This window comes from Kitasatospora sp. NPDC059571 (assembly GCF_042735675.1).
GTDB lineage: Bacteria > Actinomycetota > Actinomycetes > Streptomycetales > Streptomycetaceae > Kitasatospora.
The window spans coordinates 1-4,342 of record NZ_JBHWBW010000582.1; the positions used below are offsets into that span (position 1 = coordinate 1).

Genomic DNA, 4,342 nt, shown 5'->3' on the forward strand with positions numbered 1-4,342 from the left:
GCGGCGACCACCGCGGCGGTGGCCGCCAACCGGGCGTCCGGGGTGGCGGTGGCCAGCACCAGGAAGTCCACGCCGCCGGGGCCGAGCCCGGCCCGGGCGAGGGCGGTGCGGCCGGCCTCCTGGGCGAGGTCGGCCAGGCCGTACCGGACCGTCCCGTCGGCGAGGTCGACCGCGAAGTGCCGGGTGCGGGTGCCGATGAACAGGTCGATCCAGTCGGGTGCGAGCCCCAGCCGGGCGCCCAGCTCCGCGTTGCCCACCGGCGGGCCGGGCAGGGCGGTGGCCGCGGCGGCCAGCCGCATCCGGGCCGGGGCGGCGCTCACCGGGCCGGATCGGCGGCGGCCGCCTCGGTCACCAGGTACCGGGCGAGCGCCTCGACGGTCGGGTGATCCCAGGCCACGGTCGGCTCCAGGTACAGCCCGAAGGCGTCCTCCAGGTCGCCGAACAGGCTGAGCGCGGCGACCGAGTCGAGGCCGTACTCCGCGAACGGCACGGAGACCCTGATCTCGGACCGCGGGCGCCGCGCGTACTCGGCGACCCGGTCCAGCAGCCACTCGCGGAACTCGTGCTCCAGGCGGTCGGCACCGGACGTCCCCATCGTGTGCCCCCTCTCGTTGGTGGTCGGCTCGCGCGTCATCGGGCGAGCGGCGTGTCGTACAGGTCGAGGCTGCGGCGGCCCTCGTGCCGGGCGAGCAGCTCGTGGAGCATGTGGTCGGCCGGATCGGTGACGCCGTCGGGCACCGGCAGGCCGAGCCGGCGGGTGATCCGCAGCAGGGCCGCCACCAGCCAGGCCGGGTCGGCCAGGAAGGCGTCCGTGCCGCGCTGCTGCTGCCAGACGCCGAGGCAGGCGGCGGCGGCGAGCACCAGCGCGTAGCGGTCGGCGAGGGCGTAGGCGTGCGGGTTGGCCAGGGTGGTGCGGTCCTGCGGGCGCAGCTGGTCGCACTCCTCCTGGAGGCGGCGCAGCTCGGCCGTCAGCCCGGCGGCCAGGGCGCGCAGTTCGGTGCCGTACGAGGCGGCGTCGGGCCCGTCCGGGCCGGCCAGCCGATCGGCGCCGGCCAGCAGGGAGCCGACCAGGCCGTCCTGGCCGGCGGCCAGCACCAGCCGGTCGGTGTCCAGCGGCGGCAGGTCCTCGTGCAGCCGGAACAGGGCGTCCGGGGCGGGTTCGCCGCCGCCCGGCCAGGAGCGCCGGGCCAGCCGGGGCAGCTGCGGGATGATCGTCGCCTGGCAGGCGGCGGAGCCGGCGTGGCCGAGGCTGGTCATCGGGATGTCCCGGACGTGCTTCTGGAAGATACCGAAGTCGCCCTCGCGGACGTAGGAGTTGGCGCCGAGCACGATCGAGACGTCGTACATGGTCTCGTTCAGCACCTTGGGCACCAGGTACTTCACGGCGGCGGCGTACACGCTGGTCTGCTCGGGGAGCAGGTGGACGGCGCGGGTGCCGGCCAGCGAGAGGCTGTCGCAGATCAGCAGGTCGGTGAAGGCCCCGGCGAGGGCGGCGCGGGCGTGCGGGATGTCGAGCGCGTGGCGGCCGTACAGCCGGCGCCCGGCGGCGAAGCCGACCACGGTGCGCAGCGCGGTGTCGGCCCCGGCGAGCACCATGCCGGGCACGGCGCTGCGGGTGATCTGGAAGGACCGCAGGGCGGTCTCCACCCCGTCGCCGGCCGCGCCGACCAGGGCGTCGGCCGGTACCGGGCAGTCCCGGAAGTCGAAGCCGCCGATCTCGCAGCCGCGCACGCCGACCGTCCTGTACCGCGGCAGGTGGTCGTAGCGGTCCGGGTCCAGGCCGGCCTTGTCGATCAGCAGCACGGAGTGGCTGCGGCTGCCGGGCTCGGGCGAGGTGCGGCTGAACAGCACCAGGCCGGCGGCGCGTTCGGCGTTGTTGATGACCTCCTTGCGGCCGTGCAGCAGGTAGCCGCCGTCCGCCGCCTCGGCCCGGAACTCGTTGCGGACGAAGTCGTTGCCGTGCGCGAGCTCGTGGTAGGCGATGGCGAGCTTGCCGCCGCCCAGCAGCAGGTCGGCCGTCCGGCGGCGCTGCTCGGGGCTGCCCGCCGACCAGACCGCGACCGCGGCCAGGAAGGAGGTGACGCCGTAGCCGAGGCCGAGCGAGGCGTCCCGGCGGAAGACCGGGCGCAGCACCCGGACGAGGTCGTCGACCCGGCGCAGCCGGCCGCCGAGCGCGGCGGGCACGAACTCGTGGTTGAGGCCGAAGGCGTCCAGCAGCTTCTCGCCCTCGGGGACGAGCCGGCCGGCCTCGTCCGCCTCCAGCAGTGCGGCGTGGCCGAGCGGGTTGTCGGCGCGGGCGGGGTCGCCGAACAGCGCCTCCAGCCGGGCGACCCGCGCGTCGACGGCGTCGGGCGCCGCCTCGGCGGGCGCGGGGAGGGTGGTGGTCGGGTTCAGCATGATGGCGGTCCCTCGGCGATCGGGCAGTGCAGCAGCGAGAACAGGAGGCCCTGCTCGTACTGGTGGGTCAGGGCGTCGGCCAGCTCCTCGGAGGGGGCGGGCGCGGCGGTGTCGCGGCGGCGCGGTCCCGGCAGCCGGCGCAGCACCCGGTCGAGCACGGCGTGCAGCCAGCGGCCGTCGCGCCACGGCGGGTCGTCCTGGTGGGCGTCGTGGTTGTGCAGCCACAGGCCGAGGGCGGCCGCGCCGGCGAAGCAGAGCGTGTAGGCGCGGGCCTGCTCGAAGCTCTCCGGTGAGGTGCCGGTGACGGACTCGACCCGGCCGCCGAGGCTCTCGTGCAGGGCGGCCGCGGCAGCGGCGAGTTCCTCGGCGGCGGCGAGCGCCGGGCCCAGCGCCGGGCGCTCCCGGGCCTCCTCCCGCAGCGCCGCGACCAGGTCGGGGAGGGCGCCGAGGACGGAGCTGCCGGGGCGGGAGACCAGCGCGAGGGCGTCCGGTGCGAACGGCGGCAGCGCCCGGTCGAGGCCGAACAGCTCGGCGGGCAGCGGCTGCTGGGGCCGGCGCCGGTAGCCGCGGGCGAGCCCGCGGAACTGGGCGACCAGGGAGTAGAGGTTGACCAGGGTGTTGCCGTCGAAGATGCCGACGATCCGGTGGTCCCGGGCGATCTTCTGGAACATCCCGTGCGCGTAGTGGTCGGCGAGGAAGGACCGGGCGCCGAGCAGGTGCCCGAGCGCGCCGATCACCTCGTCCCCGATGGTGGGCACCAGGTACTTGGCCACCGCGGCGGTGATGCTCAGTTCGCCCGGCAGGGCCTGGATGCTGCGGGTGGCGACGGTGCTCAGCGCCTCGCAGAGCAGCAGGTCGGCGTAGGCGTCGGCGAGGGTGCGCCGGGTGAGCGGCAGGTCGGCGAGCCGGCGCCCGTACAGCTCGCGCTCGCGGCTGAAGCGGACCAGCAGGCGCAGCGCGGCGTCCATCGCGCCGAGCGACAGCGAGGGGCACAGGGTGCGGCTGATCTGCAGGGCCTTGAGGACGAGTTCGGTGCCGCCGCCCTCGGCGCCGACCACGGCGAGGGGGGCCGCCCCCGCGGGCCCCCGGCGGGGGGGCCGATTTCCCGGTTGACGCCGGCACCGGTTAGACTCGTGAAACTGCTCGGCGAGGGATGCCGCGTGCCCGTGCGGGTGCCGCAACCGTGATCGACGCGCTGCACATCAGTCGTCGCCGCCGAGCTTGCCCCAAGGTACTTGAGGGTGTGGCCCGGCGGTTTTGTCGTTCCTGCACCCGCGCCAGTTTTTCTCAACGAGGAGTGCAGTCGTGTCCGAGATCCGCCTTGCCGCCGAAGCCCGCACCGAGTTCGGCAAGGGTGCCGCGCGCCGCGCCCGTCGCGCCGGCCTGGTCCCCGGTGTCGTCTACGGCCACGGCCACGCCCCGGTCCACCTGAACCTTCCCGGCCACGACCTGATGATGGCCCTGAAGACCCCGAACGCCCTGCTGGTCGTGCCGATCGAGGGCAAGGACGAGTACGTGCTGCCGAAGGCCGTCCAGCGCGAGGCCATCAAGCGCTCCATCGAGCACGTCGACCTGCTCCTGGTGAAGCGCGGCGAGAAGGTCACCGTCGAGATCCCGGTGCACACCGAGGGCGAGCTGGCCCCCGGCGGCAACCTGCTGGAGCACGTCCTGAACGCGCTGCCGATCGAGGCCGAGGCCACCCACCTCCCCGAGTCCGTCACGGTCTCCGTCGAGGGCCTGGAGGCCGGCGCCTCCATCCACGCCAAGGACATCGCCCTCCCCAAGGGCACCACGCTGGCCGTTGACGGCGACGCCGTCGTCCTCCAGGTGATCGGCGCCCAGGCCGCCGAGGTCACCGAGGAGGAGGAGGCCGCCGCCGAGGGCGAGGCCGTCGAGGCCTGAGCCTCGATCTCCTGACCGCTGCCCCGGCCGCTCCGCCCTGGAG

At 75.3% G+C, this 4,342-nt stretch carries 4 protein-coding genes and 1 pseudogene; 1 reads left to right on the forward strand and 4 read right to left on the reverse strand.

Going from position 1 to position 4,342, the window contains the following annotated elements:
• The 4 genes and pseudogenes from ACFV0G_RS35930 to ACFV0G_RS35945 all read right to left on the reverse strand — a co-directional run.
• Positions 1–320: pseudogene (locus ACFV0G_RS35930) on the reverse strand (3-oxoacyl-ACP synthase); the annotation flags it as partial.
• A complete protein-coding gene (locus tag ACFV0G_RS35935; protein ID WP_380556998.1) occupies positions 317–634 on the reverse strand; it encodes an acyl carrier protein in 318 nt (105 codons plus the stop codon). The pseudogene ACFV0G_RS35930 and the gene ACFV0G_RS35935, both read right to left, overlap by 4 nt.
• Entirely contained in the window at positions 631–2,397 is a 1,767-nt protein-coding gene (locus ACFV0G_RS35940; protein WP_380557000.1) for an acyl-CoA dehydrogenase, read from the reverse strand. The genes ACFV0G_RS35935 and ACFV0G_RS35940 overlap by 4 nt, the downstream gene beginning before the upstream one ends.
• Positions 2,391–3,455: an acyl-CoA dehydrogenase family protein gene (locus ACFV0G_RS35945; protein WP_380557002.1), complete on the reverse strand. Its 1,065-nt coding sequence runs from the start codon at positions 3,453–3,455 to the stop codon at positions 2,391–2,393. Before ACFV0G_RS35945 ends, ACFV0G_RS35940 begins: the two co-directional genes overlap by 7 nt.
• A 247-nt stretch (positions 3,456–3,702) precedes the next feature.
• Between ACFV0G_RS35945 and ACFV0G_RS35950 the strand changes: the two genes are divergently transcribed.
• Complete coding sequence (locus ACFV0G_RS35950; RefSeq protein WP_380557004.1) at positions 3,703–4,299, forward strand: 50S ribosomal protein L25/general stress protein Ctc; 597 nt, start codon at positions 3,703–3,705, stop codon at positions 4,297–4,299.
• The last annotated feature ends 43 nt before the right edge of the window (positions 4,300–4,342 follow it).

Coding starts and splice junctions, on each gene's coding strand:
- ACFV0G_RS35935 (WP_380556998.1), bottom strand. CDS start 634: ATGACGCGCGAGCCGACCACCAACGAGAGGGGGCACACGATGGGGACG.
- ACFV0G_RS35940 (WP_380557000.1), bottom strand. CDS start 2,397: ATGCTGAACCCGACCACCACCCTCCCCGCGCCCGCCGAGGCGGCGCCC.